The following is a 17,491-nucleotide window of genomic DNA, read 5'->3' as shown; positions in this document are numbered from 1 at the left end:
TGCTGTTACCGCAAGTAACTAGCATGTGGAGGGGACGATGGGCGACTTCACGCTCGATCTCAACGACGACCAGCGGTCGGTGCGCGACTGGATCCACGGCTTCGCCGCCGACGTGATGCGCCCTGCCGCCGCCGAGTGGGATGAACGCGAGGAGACCCCGTGGCCCATCATCCAGGAGGCGGCCAAAATAGGCTTGTACTCGCTGGATTTCTACGCCCAGCAGTTCTTCGACCCCACCGGCCTCGGCATCCCGATGACGATGGAGGAGCTGTTCTGGGGCGACGCCGGCATCGCGCTGTCCATCGTCGGCACCGGCCTGGCCGCCGTCGGCGTGCTGGCCAACGGCACCGAGGAGCAGATCGGCACCTGGGTCCCGCAGATGTACGGTGACGCCGACGACGTCAAGGTCGCCGCCTTCTGCTCCTCCGAGCCCGACGCCGGCTCCGACGTCGGCGCCATGCGCACCCGCGCGGTCTACGACGAGGCGACCGGCGAATGGGTGCTCAACGGCACCAAGACCTGGGCCACCAACGGCGGCATCGCAGGCGTCCACGTCGTCGTCGCGGTCGTCGACCCCGAGCTGGGCACCCGCGGCCACGCCTCCTTCATCGTGCCGCCCGGCACCCCCGGCCTGTCCCAGGGCCAGAAGTTCAAGAAGCACGGCATCCGCGCCTCGCACACCGCCGAGGTCGTGCTCGACAACGTCCGCGTCCCCGGCGACTGCCTGCTCGGCGGCAAGGACAAGCTCGACGAGCGCCTCGCCCGCGTCCGCGAGCGCGCCCGCAGCGGCGGCAGCGAGCGGATCAAGAACGCCGCGATGGCCACCTTCGAGGCCTCCCGCCCCGCCGTCGGCGCGATGGCGGTCGGCACCGCCCGCGCGGCCTACGAGTACGCGTTGGAGTACGCCAAGGAGCGCGAGCAGTTCGGCCGCCCGATCATCGACAACCAGGGCGTCGCCTTCCAGCTCGCCGACATGCGCACCCAGATCGACGCGGCCCGGCTGCTGGTGTGGCGGGCCTCCTGGATGGCGACCGCGGGCAAGCCCTTCACCTCGGCCGAGGGCTCGATGTCCAAGCTCTTCGCGAGCGAGACGGCCAAGAAGGTCACCGCCCAGGCCGTGCAGATCCTCGGCGGCAACGGCTTCACCCGTGAGTACCCGGTGGAGCGCATGCACCGCGACAGCGCGATCTACACCATCTTCGAGGGCACCAGCGAGATCCAGCGGCTGGTCATCGCCCGCACCCTGTCGGGCCTGCCGATCCGCTGACCCCGGGCGCCCCCGGCGGCGGGGCTACTTGTCCTTGCCGTAGCCGCGCAGCAGGAACCACGCCATCAGCGCGACGCCCACCACCGACACCAGCAGGACGGTACGCATCACCGGTCCCGGGCCCGCGGTGTCGGAGACCGCCAGGGTGCTCAGGTCGTGCATCGCGCCGATGTGCATGGAAGGCTCCTTCTGGTTCCGGCCCCCAAAAGCGTAGACCCGCACCCCCCGGTCACCGCGCCGCGGGGGGTCCGGGCTCGCCCGCGGGGTGCCGGCGGCCCGCCGACCTGGGGCGCAGTGCCTCGGCCAACTCGTCGAGCGTGTCGACCAGCAGCTCCGCGCCGCGCCGTACCACCCGGTCGCCGGCCGGGTCGGACGGCCAGCGCGCCAGCTCGGCGTGCAGCGCCGACCAGTCCGGCGCGCGCCGGTCGCGCACCTGCCCGGCGGCGTGCGCGGTCGCCTCGCGCAGCACCGCGGCGAAACGCGCCGCCTCCGGCACCGGGGCGGCGTCCCGGCCCGGCTGGTGCGCCTCCATGACCAGCCCCACCCGCCCGACCGCCGACAGCGCCGCGTCCGCGTCCCGCACCGCGCTGCGCGACACCCCGCGGTGCCGCACCGGCTCGGCGTCCGCCCGCGCCACCGCCTGGTCCCAGGTCGCCCCGGCCGCCCGCAGGTCCAGCAGCGCGCTGCGCACCGCGCCGGGGCGGCGGCGCGCCGGATCGGCGTGCGCGTCCATCACCGCCGCGACGTAACCGCTGGTCGCCTCGATCCACTCGGCGAGCCGGTCCCGCAGCCGCGGCGTCTCCCACGCCGGGAAGACCGCGTAGGCGGCCATCGCCAGCAGCCCGCCGAGCAGGGTCAGCAGCACCCGGTCGCGCACGGTCTGCTCGACCTGCTGCCCGCCCATGCCCAGCAGGAAGACGACGTACGCGCCCACGCACGCCTGCGCGACCACATAGCCGCTGCGCATCAGCAGGTACATCAGCCCGATGCTGACCACCGCGAGCCCCGCCAGCGCGTACGTGCCCGGGTGCGTCGCCTGCGTGATCGCGGTGCCCAGCGCCACGCCCACCAGCGAGCCGGTGAAACGCGCCACCCCGCGCTCGTAGGTCTGGGTGAAGTCCGGCCGCATCACCATCACCGAGGCCATCGGCGCCCAGTAGCCGTGGCCCAGCGGCAGCGCGCCGCCCAGCACGTAGCCGACGCAGGCCACGACGGACAGCCGCAGCGCGTGCCGCAGCACCGGCGCGTCCCAGCGCAGCTGGCGGCGCACCGTGCGCACCGCGGTCGGCAGCAGCTCGCCCGCCTTCGGGCGCAGCAGGTGCGCGGTGCCGGTCGCGTCCGCCGGGCCCGAGCCCTCCGCCCGCTCCACCGCGGCCGACAGCAGCGACACCAGCCGGGTCGCCGAGCGGCGCGCGCTGCCGGTCAGCTCGGTGCCGGGGGCGTCGGAGCGCAGCAGCGCGTCGGCACGCTCCGGGACCTCCAGCGGCGTGCCGTGCCGGATCGACCGGGCCACCGCGTCCAGCACCACGGCCGCGACCGCCAGCACCTCGCGCGCCCGGTCCCGCTCCGGCCCCTCGGCTGCCGCACCCACCGTGGGGTCGGCGAGAGAGGCCAGCACCGGCCGGATCCGCTCGGCCAGCACCCGCTGCCCGTGCAGCTCGTCGGGCCGCCGCCGGGCCTGGCGGGGCGTCAGCTCGGCGGCCTCGCGGGCGGTCATGAGCGCGCCGGGGTCGAAGGGCGCGACGGGCTCGTGCCGCAGCCGCCGGGCGTAGTCGGCCTCGGCGGCGAAGGCGTCGGCCAGCGCGTCGCGCTGCGCGCCCCAGCGGCGGATCGGGAAGACCACGATCAGCGCCGCCTGCACCAGCGCCCCGAGCCCCACCAGGGCCGCGTGGTGCAGCGCGCTGAGCGCGGAGGTCGGCAGCGTGACCGTCACCAGCATCACCGCGACGGTCAGCGCGGAGACCATGCCGGTCGTGGGGCCCAGCGCCCACGCCAGGCCCGCGCCGAACGACCACACGGCCAGCAGCAGCACGAACAGCACCACGTGGGAGGCGGCCAGATAGCCGAGGAAGGTGCTCACCGCGAGCCCCGCGCCGGTCGCCAGCGCCAGCACCGGCCGCGGCCGCCAGCTGCGCTGGAAGGTCGCGGCACCGGCGGCGAACGCCCCGAAGGCCGACGACGCGGCGACGGGCGGCGACCACAGCCACAGCGCGAGCCCGATGACGATCGCGACACCGGCCGCCGCGCGCAGCGCGACCAGCGGTTCCAGCCGGGTCCGCTCGACCTTCAGGCCGGACCGGGAGGTCTCCCGCAGCGCACGCAACCACGTCATGGAGCAGAGAATAGGCAGTTCAGCGCCCGTTGCGGAGATCCGGCCCGGTCCGGTGCGGGGCCGGATCCCGGCGCGCGGCTCGGGACGCGGGGGAGGACGGGGCGGAACGGGAAGGGGCCGGCGGGGGAACGCGGAGGGGCCGGCGGGGAACGCAACGCCCCCGCGCCCCGCGGGACGTGACGACCACCACCCCGCCCCGGCGCGCACACCCCTCACACCCGCGCGCCGCCTTCTGGTTCAATGGGGGACATGGCCAGCATTACTGACACCGGGACAGGTCGCAGCGACCTCGAACCCTTCTGGCCGTCCCGGCAGGAGCACCACTTCGACCGCTGGTGTTGCCGCGCGATCCCCGCGCGGACCCGCGAATCCCGCTGACCTGCCCGTAGGCCCCGCCCCTCCGGCGGCCGGGCGACAGCAGACGGTCCCGCGCACACGGCGTCCCACGACCCTTCGCGCGAAAGAGCCGAGCCATGTCGAACGTGCCCACCGCTTCCCCCGTCTCCGCCGCCCCGCAGGTGGCCGGAGTGCCCCCGCGACCGGGACTGCCACCGGGTGTGCCGTCCCTCAACCACCCCGCCGCCCGGCAGCGGCTGCGCGCCGTACGGCCCGACGAGGTGCCGCCCGCGCCGGACTTCCTGCCGCCCGGCGCCACCTGGCTGCCCGCGCCCGGCCATGTGCTGCCCAGCGCCCCGGGCGGCGCGCCGATGGTGGGCTACCTGGTGCTGGTGCCCGCCGAGCCGCCCGCCCCCGTGGTGGCCGCGCCGCCCGCCGCGGCCGCTCCCGCCGGTCCCGGACTGCGCATCGACGCCGACCGGCGCACCGTCGAGGTGGACGGCCGCCCGCTGGACCTCACTTACCTGGAGTTCGAGCTGCTGGCACACCTGGTGGCCCACCCGCACCGGGTGCACTCCCGCGACCAGCTCGTCACGACGGTGTGGGGCTACGGCCACGTCGGCGACGGCCGCACCGTCGACGTCCACGTGGCACGGCTGCGCCGCAAGCTCGGCGCGGCCCACCGCGGCACGATCGTGACGGTGCGCCGCGTCGGCTACAAGTACGCCCCGGCGCAGCCCTAGCACCGCGACCTCCCCTCAAGGGCGCCCCGGCCACCGCCGGGGCGCCCTTCGCGCTGTCCGGCGGGGTGTCCCGCCGGGGGCTCGGCCGACCTGCTGCGGGCCCGGCTTCACGCGGCCTAGACTTGCCGCGTTGCGCAACTTCTGAATCCGAGGGGCCATACCGGGGTGCGGTGGTGACAGCGGGTGGGGACGCCGTGGAGGAGCCGTCCGCCGAGGCGGTCGCGCGGGCGGCGGCGGCCTTCGGTGTGCTCTCCTCGCCGCTGCGGCTGCGGCTGGTGCGGATACTGCTGGACGGCGAGAGCGACGTGAGCGCGCTCGCCGCGGCCGTGGGCAACGCGATGTCCACCGCCAGCGAGAACCTGGCGATGCTGCGGGCGGCCGGCCTGGTGCGGTCCCGCAGGGCCGGGCGCCGGGTGCTCTACGCCGTCGAGGATCCGCGGGTGGAGACGCTGGTGCTCCTGATGCTGCGGCGCTTCTCCGTCCCGGACGCGGGGCCGGACGCGTCAGGACCGCCCGCCTGAACTGCGCGCCGTGGCCCGCCCCGTCGTGTGCCGGGACCTCACCACGCGCAGCGCGGCGGCGTAGAGCGCCAGCACGGCGGCCAGCAGCGCGTAGTAGACCGCGGGCAGCGCGGTCATGCCGAGCGTGCGGGCGGCGGGCGACAGGGGCAGGGCCAGGCCGATGACGGCAAGCGTCGCGGCGGCCGCGCGGATCGCGCGCGGGGCGCGGTGCGGCGCGGTGCGGCCGCCGGTGCGCAGCATGAGCATCACCAGGGCCTGGGTGAGCAGGTTCTCGGTGAACCACCCGGCGTGGAAGGCGGCCTGGCCGGCCCGGTGGTCCGAGCCCGGGACGGTGAGGACGAGCACGGCGAAGGTCGCGAGGTCCGCCGCCGCGTTGAGCAGCCCGAAGGCGGTGACGAAGCGCAGCAGGGCGCGCGGTTCGAGCGGCGAGGGGCGCCGCGCGCCGTCGGGGGCGGGCCGGTCGTAGGCCAAAGTGAGCTGGGCGGCGTCGAAGCACAGGTTCTGCAGCAGCACCTGCGCGGGCAGCATGGGCAGGAAGGGCAGCAGCAGACCGGCCGCGAGCATCGCGACGACGTTGCCGAGGTTGGAGGACAGCGCGATGCGGAGGTAGGCCGCGATCACCCCGGTGGCGTTCCGTCCCGCGCGGATGGCGTGGTCGATCGCCGTGAGGTCCTTGGCGGCCAGGACGACGTCGGCGGCCTCGCGTGCGACGTCGGTGGCGTCGCCGGGGCAGATCCCGACGTCGGCGGCCCGCAGGGCCGGGAGGTCGTTGACGCCGTCGCCCAGGAAGCCGGTCGTCCGGCCGGCCGCGCGCAGGGCGCCGATGATGCGGGCCTTGTGCTCGGGGGTGCAGCGGGCGAAGACCGTGGCCCGGTCGGCGAGTTCGGCCAGCTCCCGGTCGTCGAGCCGGTCGACGGCCTCGGCGCTCACGACCGTGCCCGGATCGAAGCCCAGATCCCGGCACACGCGCGCGGCCGTGCCGGGGTGGTCGCCCGTGACGACCTTGACCGCGACCCCGTGCCGCCGCAGGTCGTCGAGCGCGGCCGCCGCGCTGGGCGCCGGGGCGTCGCGCAGGGTCACGAAGCCCGCGAGGGTCAGGCCGTGCTCGTCGGCGGCGCCGTACGGCCCCGGCCGGGCGGGGCGCTCGGCGCGGGCCACCGCGAGCACCCGCAGGCCCTCGCCCGCGAGCCCGGCCGCGAGGGCGGCGGCCCGCTCCCGGGCGGGCGCGTCCAGGGCGGTGTCCCCGTCGCGGGTGGCGGCCCGGGTGCAGCGCCGCAGCACCTCCTCGGCGGCGCCCTTGACGACCACGACGTGCCGGGCGCGGCGGCCGGTCCGCCGGACGACCGCGGTGGAGATGCGCCGCGAGGGGTCGAAGGGCAGAGCCGCGACCCCGTCGTAGGCGTCCTCGTAGGCGTCGCCCGCCGCGGCGGCGGCGTCGAGGACGGCCTCGTCCAGCGGGTCGGCCGCGGGCAGTTCGGCCAGCTGGAGGTTCCACAGGCTGTTCACCGCCGCCCAGTGCAGCACCCGCGGCTCGGGGCGCCCCGCGGCGTCGACGCACCCCTGGACCACCGGCCGGTCGAGGGTGAGGGTGCCGGTCTTGTCGGTGCACAGGACGTCCACGGCGCCGAGGTTGTGCAGCGCGGGCAGCCGGCGCACCACGACGTCCCGCTCGCGGGCGAGGCCCGCGGCCCGGCGCGCGAGCACGGTGGTGACGACGACGGGCAGCATCTCCGGGGTGAGGCCCACGGCCACGGCGACGGCGAACGGCAGCGTCTCCAGGCCGCGGCCGCGCAGCGCCGCGCCCGCGGTCAGCACCAGCGGCGGGGTGACGAGCATGAAGCGGACGAGCATCCAGGAGATGCCGTTGACGGCCCGGTCGAACGCGGAGCGCGGGCGGCTGCCCGGGGAGTGGTGGGCGCGGGCGAACGCGGTGCGCGCGCCGGTGGCCGTGACCACCGCCGTCGCGCTGCCGGAGGCCACGCTGCTGCCCTGGAAGCACACGTCCGCACGGTCGAAGGCGCCGCCCGCGGGTCCCGGCACGTCCAGCGGGCGTTTGGCCGCGGGCGCGGACTCGCCGGTGAGGGCCGCCTGGTGGAGCGTGAGGTTCTGCGCGCGCAGCAGCCGTACGTCCGCAGGGACGACGTCGCCGGGGCCCAGCCGGATCACGTCCCCCGGCACGAGCAGGGCGACGGGCAGCTCGCGCAGCCGGGGCGCGGCGTCCGGTCCCGCCCGGCGCTGCACGGTCGCGGTGGCGGCGACGAGCCGCAGCAGGTCGGCCGCGGAGCGGTCGGCGCGGAATTCCGCGTGCGACCGCAGCGCGCTGCTGACCAGGACCAGCACGGTGATCACACAGGCCGCGCCCCACGAGGAGACCAGCGCGGACGCCAGCCCCAGGCACAGCAGGACGGCGGTGAACGGGTCGCGCAGCGTGCGGGCGTAGCGCACCGGCCAGGACGGCGGGCGGCGGCCGGGCGGGGTGTTCTCGCCGCAGCGGACCAGCCGCTCCTCCGCCTCGGCCTCGGTCAGGCCGCGCGGCCCGCTCTCCAGGTGGCGCAGCACCTCCAGCACGGTGCCGCCCGCCGCGGCGGGCGCCCCGCCGGACCCGCCGGACCCGGCGGGACCGGTGGTCCGCGGTGCGGGGCCGGCCGTGCGGTCAGGCGCCCAGGCCACGGGCGGTCTTGCGGGAGGGCGTCTCGCGCTGGGCCAGCTGGCCGACCATCACGCGGACGACCGTCACCACGTCGGGACCGTCGACCAGGTAGACCTGCCGCCGGCCCTCGCGGCGGGAGCGCACGAGCCCGGCCAGCTTGAGCTTGGCCAGATGCTGGCTGACCGCGGGCAGCGAGGCGCCGACCCGCTCGGCGAGACCGGTGACGTCGCAGTCGCCCTGGGCCAGGATCCACACGATGTGCAGGCGCATCGGCGAGGCGAGCAGACCGAACGCGGCGGCCGCGTCCTGGAGCACCTCGGCCGAGGGATCGCGGTGGTCTCCGGCCGACCTCGTCACGTGAACCTCCCTGCCCCCGGCGCCTGTCGGGGCACCGGACCGCGCACCGCCCGACGGCGGACCGTACCACGCACCGGTCAGGGGCTCGCCCCGTCCCACCCGTAACTCAGCGGGAGCCCGCCGCGGCGGCGGTAGACGTGCAGCGCGGAGACCTGCAGCCCCCGGCCGTCGCCCACCACCGGGCACTCGACGGTCACCTGGAGCACCTGGGGCCGCCCGGCGACCCGTACCCGCAGCCCGTCGGCGGGCCCGCCCTCCAGACCGGCCTCCTCGGGGACCGGCGTCCCGCGCTGACTCGTCGCGCCCGGCGCGCTCTCGGTTCCTGCCATGAGGACAGTTTAGGACTTGCGTAACTGAACAACTGGTGGATGTGAGCAACCGTACGTCCGCCGGCCGGTCAGTTCGCGGCCGCCGTCCGCTCCGGCTCCACCGCCGGTGTCCCGCCGTCGTCCGGCGGCCGCGGGGAGCGCAGCCGGCCGAGCGCCTGGGCGGCGGGCTGCGTGACACGGGCCGCGACCGGCCCGGCGATGACCAGGACCAGCACGTACGCGGTGGCCAGCGGCCCGATGCGGGGCTCGGTGGCGGTCGCCAGCCCCGCGATGACGATGGAGAACTCACCGCGGGCGACGAGCGCGCCGCCCGCCCGCCAGCGCCCGGCGGACCCGACGCCCGCGCGCCGCGCCGCGTACCACCCGGTGGCGACCTTGGTGCCGGCCGTGACCGCGGCCAGGCCGAGGGCCAGCGGGAGCACGGACGGTATCGCCGCCGGGTCGGTGCTGAGCCCGAAGAAGACGAAGAAGAGGGCGGCGAACAGGTCGCGCAGCGGGGTGAGCAGGTTGCGGGCGCCCTCGGCCACCTCACCGGACAGCGCGATGCCGACCAGGAACGCCCCGACGGCGGCGGACACCTGGAGCCGCTGGGCGAAACCGGCGACGACGAGCGTCAGCCCGAGGACGACCAGCAGCAGGAGTTCGGCGTTGCTGGTGGACACCGCCCGGCTGATCAGCCGCCCGTGCCGCAGGGCGACGTAGAGCACCACCGCGACGGTGCCGAGCGAGATCAGCAGCGCGACGCTGCTCCCGGCCAGGCTCATCCCCGCCAGCACCGCCGTGACGAGCGGCAGGTAGACGGCCATCGCCAGGTCCTCGATGACCAGGACGCCGAGGACGACCGGTGTCTCGCGGTTGCCGAGCCGCCCGAGGTCGCCCAGCACCTTGGCGATCACCCCGGAGGAGGAGACCCAGGTGACACCGGCGAGCACCACCGCGGCGACCGGGCCCCAGCCCAGCAGCAGCGCGGCGGCCGCGCCCGGGGTGGCGTTGAGGACGAAGTCGACCACGCCGGAGGGGTACTGGGTCCGCAGGCTGCCGACGAGTTCGGGCGCGCTGTACTCCAGTCCGAGCAGCAGGAGCAGCAGGATGACGCCGAGTTCGGCCCCGGTGGCGATGAACTGCTCGCTGGCGTCGAGCGGGAGGAGGCCGCCCTGCCCGAAGGCCAGCCCGGCGAGCAGGTAGAGGGGGATCGCCGAGAAGCCGAACCGGTCGGCGAAGCGCCCGAGGACGCCGAGCCCGAGGATGACCGCGCCGAACTCCAGCAGCAGGTCGGTGTTCTCCACGTGTGTCACCCTCCCTCGATCAGGTCGGCCACGGCCTCGACGCCCTCACGGGTGCCGACGACGACCAGGACGTCCCCCACCGCGAAGCGGAAGTCCGGCGCGGGGGAGGGCGTCGCCGAGGTGCGCCGGAGCACGGCGACGATCGAGGCGCCGGTACGGGTGCGGGCCTGCGTCTCGCCCAGCAGCCGGCCGCCGAAAGGGGAGCGCGCGGTCACCGGGATCTTCTCCGTCACCAGGTCGATCCCGGCGGGCAGGTACTGCCGCAGCGGCTCGGGGGCGAGGATCTTCGCCAGCGCGTCGGCCTCGTGCGGGTCCAGCAGGACCGTCTCCCGGCAGGCGTCGTCGTCCGCGGGGTCGTGGAAGGCCAGCCACCGCCGGCCGTCCAGATGCGCCACCACCGACACATGGCGGCCGTCGTCGGTGACCACGTCGTAGCGCACGCCGACACCGGGCAGCGGGGTGCGTCGCGGGCGGAACTCGTTGTCCATGCGGGGCTCCAGGGTAGACAGGCCTGGCACCCCATCCAACCATGACCGCCGACCCCTCTGACGTGGGAACGGTCACTGTGCGTTCCCGCCGGGAGGGCCGCGGGGCCCGGGAGCGGCGGCTACGGCACCACGGTGACGGGCCACTTGCCCGCCTTGACCAGCCGCACGGCGACCGAGCCCACGAACCGGTGGCCGGCCCGCTCCGAGGCGCCGACCACGACCGCGTCGGCCTTCAGCTCGTCCGCCGCGGTGGCCAGCCCGCCGTAGGCGTCGCCGCGGAAGGTGTGGAACTCCCACCGCACCTGGAAGGTGCCGCGCAGCCGCTCCACGGACGCGCGGATATCGGCGACCAACTGGTCGGCGATCCCGGTGTCCACGTCGGCCACCGGGACGCCGAGCGCGGCGCCACCGGGCAGGTACGACTGCACGTAGACGAGGGCCAGCAGCGCGTTCTGCCGGCGTGCGAGCCCGGCGGCGTACGCCGCGGCGCGCCAGGACGAGTCGGAACCGTCGAGTCCGGCCACGATGACCTTCGGGCCGTCGGTGCCGCGTTCGAAACGCACAGGGGATTTCTGCTCGTCCACGCGGTCAGGCTATAGGCCCCCGGCCTGCGGTTTCACCCCTGGCGACGCTGAGTGCTCACCCCAATGGGTGTATTGCCACGACATGTGCACCTTTGCGGGGCACGCTTCTCGGGAGGAGTGAAACAGGCGGCGCCCTCCGCCGGGCGCGTGGACCGAGGTCAGGCCCGCGCCTTCGCGCCGGCTCGCCGCCCACGCCGCTACCGGGGAGGTTTGTCATGCCGAGCGTGTCCACGAGTGTTTTCGTGCCCAGGCCGGACACCGAGGTCTTCGACTTTCTCGCCGACGCCCGCAATCTCGCCCTCTGGAGCTCCGGCGTGAGCGCCGTCGACTCCGACGACGTGGTGCCCGGCCGCGACGCCGCCTACCGCTACCGCTACCCCGGCCGCCGACGCCCGCACCGGCTGGTGTGCGCCGACTTCCAGCCCTCGCGCCGCATAGTCTTCCGCGGCCAGCGCATGTGGAGCCCGCTGGGCACCCAGGTGCCCGTCTACGGCTTCGACCTCATCCCGCACGCCGACGGCACCATGGTGCGGCTGTCGGTCACCAGCTGTCTGAGCGCGGCGCTGCTGCTGCTCGCCCCCGTCGTCGCGATGGCCTGGCGCCGGGACCTGCCGGTCGACGCCGGGAAGTTCCGCGATCTGCTCGGCGGCGCCGTGCCCGCCGCGACCGCCGTGAAGAGCCCGGCACTGCCGGTCGCCGGAGCGTCCGCGGGGCCTGCCGCGGGCCCCGCCGCCGGGGCTCTCGCACCGGCCGCGGGCAGCCTGCCGGTGTCGTCGGCGCCCGGCGGATTCGACTACGCTCATTGAGTGTTAAACTAATCCTCGTGGCGAGGCACTCCCCCGAGCCCGCCACTGCGACCGCCCCGGCCTGGTCCCCCCGTCCCGGCCGGGGCTCCGCATGTCCGGGGGCCTTTGTGCGTCCGGGCCTTCCTCACACCTCCCCGCCGGGACCGGCCGCGCCGTCCGGGGCCTGCGCGTCCTCGCCGACCCGGGAGAGCTTGTCCGGGTTGAGCACCAGGTAGATGTCGGTGACCTTGTCGTCGACCGGGTCCAGGTCCACGACCATGACCGCGGTGGGGGAGTCGTCGGTGACGACCACCACGGACGGATCGCCGTTGACCTGCCGGTAGCGGATGTCCGCCGACCGCGGCAGCCGGTTGGCCGCGTAGCCCGTCAGCAGCCGCGCCACGTTCTCCTGGCCCGACACCGGCCGCACCAGCGCCCCCGGCAGCCCGCCGCCGTCCGCCCACAGCGTCACGTCCGGCGCCAGCAGCGTCATCAGGCCCGCCAGGTCGCCGCCCAGCGCCGCGGAGATGAAGCGTTCGGTCACCTGCCGCTGGAGCCGCCGGTCGGCCTGGTAGCGGGGCCGCCGCGCCTGGACGTGCTCGCGCGCCCGGTGCGCGAGCTGCCGCACCGCCGACGGGCTGCGCTCCAGGATCCCGGCGATCTCGGTGTGCGCGTAGCCGAACACCTCGTTCAGCACGAACACCGCCCGCTCCAGCGGCGTCAGCGTCTCCAGCACCACCAGCATGGCCATCGACACCGACTCCCCGCGCAGCGCCGCGTCGGCCGCGTCCACCGAGCGCGTGGCCTGCGAGGAGTCCGCCACCTCCGGCGCCGCCTCGGTGAGCAGCGGTTCCGGCAGCCACGGGCCGACGTACGTCTCGCGCCGCCGGCTGATGCTCGCCTGCCGGGCGAGCGCCTGGTTGACGGCGATCCGCACCAGGTACGCCCGCGGGTTGACGATGTCCGCGGCCCGCCCCTGCTCCGTGCGGCGGGTCCAGGCCAGCCAGGTCTCCTGGAGCACGTCCTCGGTGTCCGCGGCGCTGCCGAGCATGTTGTAGACCACCGAGAACAGCAGCTCGCGATGGCCGACGAACTCCGCGGTCGCGCGGTCGCCCGCGGCGCCGCCGCCGTCCCGCGCGGGCCCGCCGTCCCCCGCGGACCCGGTGTCGTCGTGCGTGGCCGGTGCGTCGGACACGATGCAGCCTCCCGTGGTGCGATTCCCCGTCCCCCCTGGGAGGGTGCGCACCGCCTCCAGCGTGACATCGCGCCGCGCGAGTGTGACGCGCGTCTCTCCGGACGCGTCGGATGTCACACTCCGCGCGGCCCGGACCTCCTGTGAGCGTGGGCCGGTGCGCCGGTCCGCCCCCGCCGCGCCACCGGGGCGGCGGGACCACCGGACAGGAGAGGAAGCGGGCCGCCGTGACCGACTCGGACCAGATCGATTTCACCATCATGTACGCGACCCACCGCGCCTTCCGCCGCGACCTGCAGCGGCTCGCGGCCGCCACGGAGGCCGGCCGCGGGCGCGCACCGCAGGCGCTGGCCGGCTGGGCGAACTTCAGCAGGCAGCTGCACCACCACCACTCCGTCGAGGACGTGGCCCTGTGGCCGCAGGTCGAGGCGAAGATCGCCGGCCGCCCCGACGCCCAGCAGCTGATGAAGGACATGGAGGCCGAGCACGCCGAACTCGGCCCGCGCATCGACGCCGTCGACGCGGCACTGCACAGCGCCGACCCGGACCTCGGGGCGAAGATCGAGGACCTCTACCAGGTCATGGACGGCCACTTCCGGCACGAGGAGGACAGCGCGCTGCCGCTCATCCAGGAGGTCCTGACCCCCGCGGAATGGCGGAAGTTCGGCCTCGCCAACGCCCGCAAGTTCGGCCTCAAGGGCGTCGCGACATACATCCCGTGGGTGCTCGACGGCTCCACCCCCGTCCAGGAGAAGGAGTTCCTCGGGGCCTTCCCGCCGCCGGTGCGCGTCGTCAACAAGCTGTTCTGGCAGCGCTCCTACGCGAAGAACGGCCCCTGGCAGTCCTGACCGGCCGGCCGGGCTCCGCCCCGGCCGCCTCAGTACCTGAGCACCGCCGCCACGTGTCCGACGTCCGCCAGCTCGCCGTCCGGCACGAACCGTACCCGCGCGCCCGTGTCCAGTGCCTGCTCGGCGATCTCGTCGACGATGTCGTCCCTGGCTCCCCGGTCGCCCGCCGCGGCCGGGACCAGGTGGTCGCCGTCGTCGCGGACCGTCGTGCGGTAGCCGTCCTCGATCGCCACCAGCGCCACCCGGGCCTCGGCCACCGACTGCCACACCTCGTCCACGCCGCCCGCGAAGGCCTTCCGGCTGCGGGCCTGGTCCAGCTCGGCGAGCACCTCGCCGACCTCCTCCGCGGCCCGCTGCCCCGCCGCCTCGGCCAGCGCCCTGCGCAGTGCCTCGGCCGGGCCCTCGGCCAGTCCGCCCTGCACGATCTGCCCGGCGGACTCCTTGACCAGCTTGCCCGCGTCGTTCAGCGCGGCCAGCGCCTCCGACTCCGCGACGACGTACAGCGGCTGCGGGTCGGCGGCCAGCACGACCCCGGCCTTCTCGGTCACCTCCCGCAGGAACTGCCGGGTGGACTCGTCGTTGAAGACGCTCGGCGTGTCGCCGATGCGCTCCTCGCGCTCCGGGTCGAAGTCCTCCAGCGCCCGCCGGACCGGAAAGGCCCCGGTGACCTGTTCCGGCGCCCGCCCCTTCGACCCGCTCCACATCGTCGCGACGTCCGCGGACAGCGCCAGCACCCAGTACGGCTGGTTCGCCACGTGCGCGGCCACCAGGTTGCGGGTCAGGAAGGTCTGCGCGAGCAGCACCCGGGCCGGAACCGTGCGGGCGAGCGTCCACACCTGGTGCTCGCCCGGCGCGGCGAAGATCGCCAGCCCGTCCTCGGCGTGCACCAGGTCCACCTCGCCGAGGGCCTGGTCGAGCTGCCCGATCACGTCGATCCGGTCCGCCCGCGAGACCTCCGGATCGTTGTGCACCGCGTCCTTGGCCTCCTCCAGCAGGTTGCGCAGCCTGACGGCGTCCTGGGCGTTGTCCGGCTCACGGCGGTGCGTGGGGAGCAGGATCGAGACGGCCGGATACGGTCGCGGGCGGCGCAGGTCGGCGAGGATGGCGGGACTGATCGGCGCGTGCATGTCGGTGCCCTTTCGGCGGCTGCAACATCTGCCGGAGACGTCCCCCGGGGCGTCTCGTCGTCCCTTCCTGGATATAACAATGTGCCGCCCCCCGCAGCTTGTGGACGCGCCCCCGCTCTCCCGTCCGGGTGCCGCGGCCGGTCACCCGGACGGCCCGCCGGGCGCTGCGCGTACCGCCGCGACCCCGCACGGTGAAGGGGACCGGGCCTGCCGCCCGCGGAGCAGAAGGGGACCGACGTGACCCGACACCGACGACGCGTCCCGGCCGCCGGCCGGCTGCGGGCCGCGACCGCCGCCGCCCTGGTCGCCGCCTGCGCGGGCGGTCTCGCGCTCGTCAGCGGCTGCGACGACTCCTCGGGCGGCAGCACCCCGTCCGGCACCCGGCTGCCCTCGGCGGTGCGCTCCGCGGTCTCCAGCGGGGCCGCGGCCGCCTCGTCGGCCGCGGCGGCGGCCTCCAGCTTCGCCGCCTCGGTCGGCGCGGGCGCCACCAGCGCCGCCGCCTCCTTCGACGCCGCCCTCGCCAAGGCCGCGGGGCAGGGCAACGCGATCGACTCCGTGCAGCTCACCAGCGTGCCGACCGCCCAGACCGGCGGGCTGAACGCGGTCGTCGTCGGCATGGCCAACAACACCGACAAGACCGCCTCCTACGCGGTCAAGGTCGAGTTCGCCGACTCCACCGGCCACGTCGTGAACAGCTCCGTGGTCGGCGCCACCGGCGTCGGCGCGGGCAAAAGCGCCCAGACCATCGCCTTCACCACCAAGGACCGCGGCACCGTCCTCACCCCGCGGGTCGCCAAGGCCCAGCGCTTCTGACCTGCCGCTTCCCGGCCACGCCCCGCGCTCCGCCGCCGCCCCGCCCGACGTCCGGCCCGGGGGCCGCCGCTGACACCCCCGGACCCGTGTGCGAAGCTTCCGACTTCGGGGCGAGGGGAGGCGGCGGTGGACGGGCAGGACGCCACAGCCGGAGCGGGCGGGACGACGGGACAGCCGGACACGCCGGACGGGGCGGGGAAGCCCGCGGCGGCGCCGGGCACCGGGCGGGGGAGCAGGACGGCGGCAGCGGGCACCGCGCTCGCGCTGGTCGCCGCCGCGGGCACCGCCCTGGGCGCCGTGCTGCTGCACCCCGGCCACTCGCTGCTGGCCAAGAGCGGCGGGCCGCTGGACAGCACCGGCGCCGTGATCGTGCTCGCGCTGGCCGTCCTGGGCGCCGGACTCATGGTGGCCGGCCGCTACCGGGCCCGCGTCGGCCACCGCTTCGACCTGCCGCCCTTCGAGCAGCGGCTCGCCGACGCCGTGAGCGTCACGCTGGTCGCCGCCGCCCTCGCGATACCGCTGCTGCTGCTCCTCAAGCACCCCTTCCGGCACTCCCCGGCCACCCCGCCGCCGCCACCCCCCTCCACGGCCCTCCCCGGTCGCGGCACCCACGTCCCGGTCCACGCGCCCCCGACGCACAAGCCCGGCCACGGACCGTCGATCACCCTCCCGCACCTGGTGGTCGTGCTGGCCCTCGTGCTGCTCGCCGTCGTGCTGCTCGTCGCGGGGTACAAGCTGTGGCGGCAGCTGTACCGGCCCTCGGCGCACGAGACCGCGGAGCCGTACCTGCACGAGCCCGACGAGCAGGGAGCACTCGCCGAGGCCGTCGACTCCGGCCGCCGCGCGCTGCTCGGCGACGGCGACCCGCGGGCCGCCGTCATCGCCTGCTACGCCGCCATGGAACGGTCCCTGGCCGGCTCCGGCGTCGCCCGGCACGCCTCCGACAGCCCGCAGGACCTGCTGGAGCGGGCCGCCGGCCGCGGCCTGCTCGGCGGCCCGCACGCCGCCGACCTGACCGGGCTCTTCCGCGAGGCCCGCTACTCCACGCACCCCATGGACACCACCCACCGCGACCGCGCCGCCGCCGCGCTGGACGCCATCGCCGCCCAGCTCGCCGAGGCCGCCGCCCGCGAGGCGGCGGCCGCCCAGGCCGACGAAGCGGCGCAGGCCGCGGCGGACCCGGCCCCGGAGCCCGGCACCGCCCCGCAGGGCCGCGGGCCGCACCCGACGACGGGAGCCCACCGGTGACCCAGCCGCCCGAGCCCGGCACCCCCGGCTCCGTACGCCACTCGCTGCTCCTGCTGGGCGCGGCCGGCGTCGCCGCCGTCGTCGTGCTCGCCCTCGCCGAGGGGGCGGCCGGCGCCGCCGCCGCACTGGCCGTGTGCACCGTCGCGGGCCTGGCCGTCGCCCGCTACGCCACCGGCGCGGGCGCCCAGGACAGCGGCTTCCGGCGGAACGTACGGCTGCTCGGCAGCCGCGCCCCCGCACTCGGCGAATGGCAGCGCATCGTCGACAAGTCGATCGGCGAAGGCGCCGACGTGCACTTCGTCGCCACGCTCCGCCCGCAGCTCCAGCGGCTCTTCGCCGCCCGGCTCGCCGAGCGGCACGGCGTGCACCTGCACCGCCACCCCGAGCGGGCCAAGGCCCTGGTCGGTGCCGACCTGTGGCCCTGGATCGACCCGCACCGCCGCCCCGTGCGGCGCCCCGACCACCCCGAGCGGGTGCTGCGCGCCCTGCTCGACCGGCTGGAGGCGCTGTGACCGCGCCCGCGCCCCGCCGCCCGTCCCACGTCCAGGCAAGGTGAGGAACCGCACGTGACCGAAGACCGCATCG

Annotated in this window: 18 protein-coding genes; 8 read left to right on the top strand and 10 right to left on the bottom strand. The window is 75.8% G+C overall.

Annotated features, from left to right (window positions below):
* Positions 1–37 precede the first annotated feature (37 nt).
* Positions 38–1,267, top strand: coding sequence for an acyl-CoA dehydrogenase family protein (locus ACWERV_RS21055; RefSeq protein ID WP_398190222.1), 1,230 nt, complete (start codon positions 38–40; stop codon positions 1,265–1,267).
* Positions 1,268–1,291: 24 nt separating this feature from the next.
* On the opposite strand, the gene ACWERV_RS21050 is transcribed toward ACWERV_RS21055, so the two are convergent.
* Both ACWERV_RS21050 and ACWERV_RS21045 read right to left on the bottom strand, forming a co-directional pair.
* Entirely contained in the window at positions 1,292–1,444 is a 153-nt protein-coding gene (locus tag ACWERV_RS21050) for a hypothetical protein (protein ID WP_398190219.1), read from the bottom strand.
* 52 nt (positions 1,445–1,496) lie between these two features.
* Positions 1,497–3,599: an FUSC family protein gene (locus ACWERV_RS21045; protein ID WP_452935148.1), complete on the bottom strand. Its 2,103-nt coding sequence runs from the start codon at positions 3,597–3,599 to the stop codon at positions 1,497–1,499.
* Positions 3,600–4,072: 473 nt separating this feature from the next.
* Between ACWERV_RS21045 and ACWERV_RS21040 the strand changes: the two genes are divergently transcribed.
* Together ACWERV_RS21040 and ACWERV_RS21035 are read left to right on the top strand one after the other, a co-directional pair.
* Positions 4,073–4,678 carry a winged helix-turn-helix domain-containing protein gene (locus ACWERV_RS21040; RefSeq protein WP_452935145.1) on the top strand — a complete coding sequence of 202 codons (606 nt, stop codon included), beginning with the start codon at positions 4,073–4,075 and terminating at the stop codon, positions 4,676–4,678.
* 173 nt (positions 4,679–4,851) lie between these two features.
* Positions 4,852–5,199, top strand: a complete 348-nt coding sequence (locus ACWERV_RS21035; RefSeq protein ID WP_452935143.1) for a metalloregulator ArsR/SmtB family transcription factor — start codon at positions 4,852–4,854, stop codon at positions 5,197–5,199.
* On the opposite strand, the gene mgtA is transcribed toward ACWERV_RS21035, so the two are convergent.
* The 6 genes from mgtA to ACWERV_RS21005 form a co-directional block, all read right to left on the bottom strand.
* A complete protein-coding gene (mgtA, locus tag ACWERV_RS21030; protein ID WP_452935141.1) occupies positions 5,182–7,869 on the bottom strand; it encodes a magnesium-translocating P-type ATPase in 2,688 nt (895 codons plus the stop codon). The genes ACWERV_RS21035 and mgtA overlap by 18 nt on opposite strands.
* Positions 7,853–8,206, bottom strand: a complete 354-nt coding sequence (locus ACWERV_RS21025) for an ArsR/SmtB family transcription factor (protein WP_398190203.1) — start codon at positions 8,204–8,206, stop codon at positions 7,853–7,855. The genes mgtA and ACWERV_RS21025 overlap by 17 nt, the downstream gene beginning before the upstream one ends.
* Positions 8,207–8,283: 77 nt before the next feature.
* Entirely contained in the window at positions 8,284–8,535 is a 252-nt protein-coding gene (locus ACWERV_RS21020; protein WP_398190200.1) for a hypothetical protein, read from the bottom strand.
* Positions 8,536–8,603: 68 nt separating this feature from the next.
* On the bottom strand, positions 8,604–9,821 hold the full coding sequence (locus ACWERV_RS21015; RefSeq protein WP_452935138.1) for a cation:proton antiporter: 1,218 nt from the start codon (positions 9,819–9,821) through the stop codon (positions 8,604–8,606).
* Between the two features lie 5 nt (positions 9,822–9,826).
* Positions 9,827–10,309, bottom strand: coding sequence for a cation:proton antiporter regulatory subunit (locus ACWERV_RS21010; RefSeq protein WP_452935135.1), 483 nt, complete (start codon positions 10,307–10,309; stop codon positions 9,827–9,829).
* Positions 10,310–10,428: 119 nt separating this feature from the next.
* Positions 10,429–10,893: a universal stress protein gene (locus ACWERV_RS21005; protein ID WP_398190191.1), complete on the bottom strand. Its 465-nt coding sequence runs from the start codon at positions 10,891–10,893 to the stop codon at positions 10,429–10,431.
* A 224-nt stretch (positions 10,894–11,117) separates the two neighbouring features.
* On the opposite strand from ACWERV_RS21005, the gene ACWERV_RS21000 reads away from it, so the two are divergent.
* Positions 11,118–11,699, top strand: coding sequence for an SRPBCC family protein (locus ACWERV_RS21000; RefSeq protein WP_452935132.1), 582 nt, complete (start codon positions 11,118–11,120; stop codon positions 11,697–11,699).
* Positions 11,700–11,823: 124 nt separating this feature from the next.
* Here ACWERV_RS21000 and sigJ read toward each other — a convergent pair whose 3' ends face one another.
* Positions 11,824–12,873, bottom strand: a complete 1,050-nt coding sequence (sigJ, locus tag ACWERV_RS20995; RefSeq protein WP_452935129.1) for an RNA polymerase sigma factor SigJ — start codon at positions 12,871–12,873, stop codon at positions 11,824–11,826.
* Between the two features lie 224 nt (positions 12,874–13,097).
* Here sigJ and ACWERV_RS20990 point away from each other — a divergent pair, with 224 nt between their 5' ends.
* Positions 13,098–13,718, top strand: a complete 621-nt coding sequence (locus tag ACWERV_RS20990) for a hemerythrin domain-containing protein (protein WP_452935128.1) — start codon at positions 13,098–13,100, stop codon at positions 13,716–13,718.
* A 29-nt stretch (positions 13,719–13,747) separates the two neighbouring features.
* Here the strand turns inward: ACWERV_RS20990 and ACWERV_RS20985 are convergent, their stop codons facing one another.
* Positions 13,748–14,845: a baeRF3 domain-containing protein gene (locus tag ACWERV_RS20985; RefSeq protein WP_452935125.1), complete on the bottom strand. Its 1,098-nt coding sequence runs from the start codon at positions 14,843–14,845 to the stop codon at positions 13,748–13,750.
* A gap of 237 nt (positions 14,846–15,082) precedes the next feature.
* On the opposite strand from ACWERV_RS20985, the gene ACWERV_RS20980 reads away from it, so the two are divergent.
* The 3 genes from ACWERV_RS20980 (at position 15,083) to ACWERV_RS20970 (ending at position 17,418) form a co-directional block, all read left to right on the top strand.
* The gene (locus ACWERV_RS20980) at positions 15,083–15,658 is read left to right on the top strand and encodes a hypothetical protein (protein ID WP_452935123.1); all 576 of its coding nucleotides are present in this window, start codon (positions 15,083–15,085) and stop codon (positions 15,656–15,658) included.
* Between the two features lie 126 nt (positions 15,659–15,784).
* Entirely contained in the window at positions 15,785–16,906 is a 1,122-nt protein-coding gene (locus ACWERV_RS20975) for a DUF4129 domain-containing protein (protein WP_452935120.1), read from the top strand.
* On the top strand, positions 16,903–17,418 hold the full coding sequence (locus ACWERV_RS20970; protein WP_452935117.1) for a hypothetical protein: 516 nt from the start codon (positions 16,903–16,905) through the stop codon (positions 17,416–17,418). Before ACWERV_RS20975 ends, ACWERV_RS20970 begins: the two co-directional genes overlap by 4 nt.
* The last annotated feature ends 73 nt before the right edge of the window (positions 17,419–17,491 follow it).

It is taken from the genome of Streptomyces sp. NPDC004031, assembly GCF_053604375.1.
Note: the sequence above shows the minus strand (reverse complement) of the source record. Positions and strands in the feature narration are given on the sequence as shown.